This is a genomic window from Devosia sp. (genome assembly GCF_036676215.1).
Classification (GTDB): Bacteria; Pseudomonadota; Alphaproteobacteria; order Rhizobiales; family Devosiaceae; genus Devosia.
This window is the reverse complement of sequence record NZ_JAKFDJ010000027.1, coordinates 1-1,609: the sequence shown is the minus strand read 5'-3', so window position 1 is coordinate 1,609 and position 1,609 is coordinate 1. Positions and strand designations below refer to the sequence as shown.

Genomic DNA, 1,609 nt, shown 5'->3' with positions numbered 1-1,609 from the left:
GAATTCCCACCAGGTGCGGCTCTTGCCGTCGCCGGTGAGGACGCGGTAGGCATCGCCGCAATAGCGGATCGCGGTCACCTGGCTGGACGCGTCGGCACGCTTGAGGTTCGGCAGCCCGCGCTCCGGCGCCGAAGCGCGACCTCCAGACACGGCCTGGAGATACGCTAGCAGATCGGCACGCGTGCCCGGGTCCGGTATGCCCTCGAAAAGCATGGCGTTGCCCGGGATCAACGTCGCCGGCTTTCGCAGCCACGCATCCAGATTTTTTTCGTTCCAGACGAGTTCCGAGCGCTTCAGGACGTCCGAATAGCGGCCGAACCCCGCGGCGGTGCCCGCCCGGCGGCCCCACACCCCTGCGAGGCTCGGGCCGGTCATATGGCGCCCAGGTGAGAACGAATGACAGGCCATGCACGAACGCGACGCCTGCGCGCCGCGCTCGACGTCCCCGGCTCCATGGGATGGGGCAACGAACGAACTCCCGGTGAGCCCCAGGAGAACGATGAAACCGAAGCGTGCATGAGCCATATGAAGCCTCGTCGATCAGGCCCGCGGCCCCTCGCCGATGAGCAGCTTCGACTCGCCGGTGTAGTGGTGCGGCGGCACCTCGAGGTTGCTGGGAGCGGGCACGTTCTTGAAAACCCGGCCGGCGAGATCGAACTTCGATCCATGGCAGGGGCAATAGAAGCCGCCCGGCCACGATGCACCGATGTCGGCGGCGCCCGGCTCTGGTCTGAAGGACGGGACGCAACCCAGGTGGGTGCAGATCGCCACCAGTACGGCGATGTCAGGCTTCATCGAGCGCAGGTCGTTGCGAGCGTAGGCGGGCTGCTGTCCCCGACGGCTCGAATGTGGGTCGCTGAGCAAGTCGTCGTGGATGCGCAGGGACCCGAGCATGTCCGCGGTGCGGCGCAATACCCATACTGGCTTGCCGCGCCACTCCACGGTCTGTAGCTCGCCGGGCTTGATGGGCCCAACGTCGACCTCCACAGGCGCACCGAGCGCGCGTGCCCGTTCGCTGGGAGCCATGGAAACCACGAAGGGCACGCTTGTTGCGACAATGCCCGCGCCGCCAGCCGCACAAGCTGCCGTGAGCCACACGCGGCGCGCAGGGTCTGGAGGGATTGCCGTGTGTGACATTCGAAGGCCTCGCTTGAATCCAGGGTGGGTGCGATGTGCGGCCGACCGTCAGTGACTGTGGTGTTCGAACTCGCTCGCTAAGCCTTGTCCGGACCGGCCTCGCGGACTCCGGCCTTCGCCTTGCTTTCGCCGGGCTTTTCGGCCTCATTCTTCTTGTCGCCCTGCATGCCCATCATCATGAAGAGCATCACCACGGGACAGATGAGCGCCAGCAGAATGGGTGCGCTGGCCAGAATGAGCACCTGGGCCGCGGGCAGTGCGAAGTAGGCAACCGCGAGGCCAAGGCCTAACCCGATAGCGATCTTCATCATCATTTTCGAATCGCATTTCATATTCTTCTCCTTTGAGACTGGGGGCAGAGTCGAAAACCCCTCTGCGCCCCGGTTAGCGGAACTTTTAATTTGACGATGCAGGCAAGTCATCGGTCCCGGTACGAAGATGGAGGAACCTGTCCACGGGGATCACTGCCACG

The 1,609-nt window shown here is 64.7% G+C and carries 3 protein-coding genes; all 3 read right to left on the bottom strand.

Features of this window, described 5'->3' with window-relative positions:
• The coding region (locus V6M52_RS02115) for a c-type cytochrome (protein WP_332698942.1) at positions 1-525 on the bottom strand (525 nt) is incomplete at its 3' end.
• Between the two features lie 15 nt (positions 526-540).
• Positions 541-1,137, bottom strand: coding sequence for a ubiquinol-cytochrome c reductase iron-sulfur subunit (petA, locus tag V6M52_RS02110; protein ID WP_332698940.1), 597 nt, complete (start codon positions 1,135-1,137; stop codon positions 541-543).
• Between the two features lie 77 nt (positions 1,138-1,214).
• Positions 1,215-1,469, bottom strand: a complete 255-nt coding sequence (locus V6M52_RS02105) for a DUF2933 domain-containing protein (protein WP_332698937.1) — start codon at positions 1,467-1,469, stop codon at positions 1,215-1,217.
• Positions 1,470-1,609 lie beyond the last annotated feature (140 nt).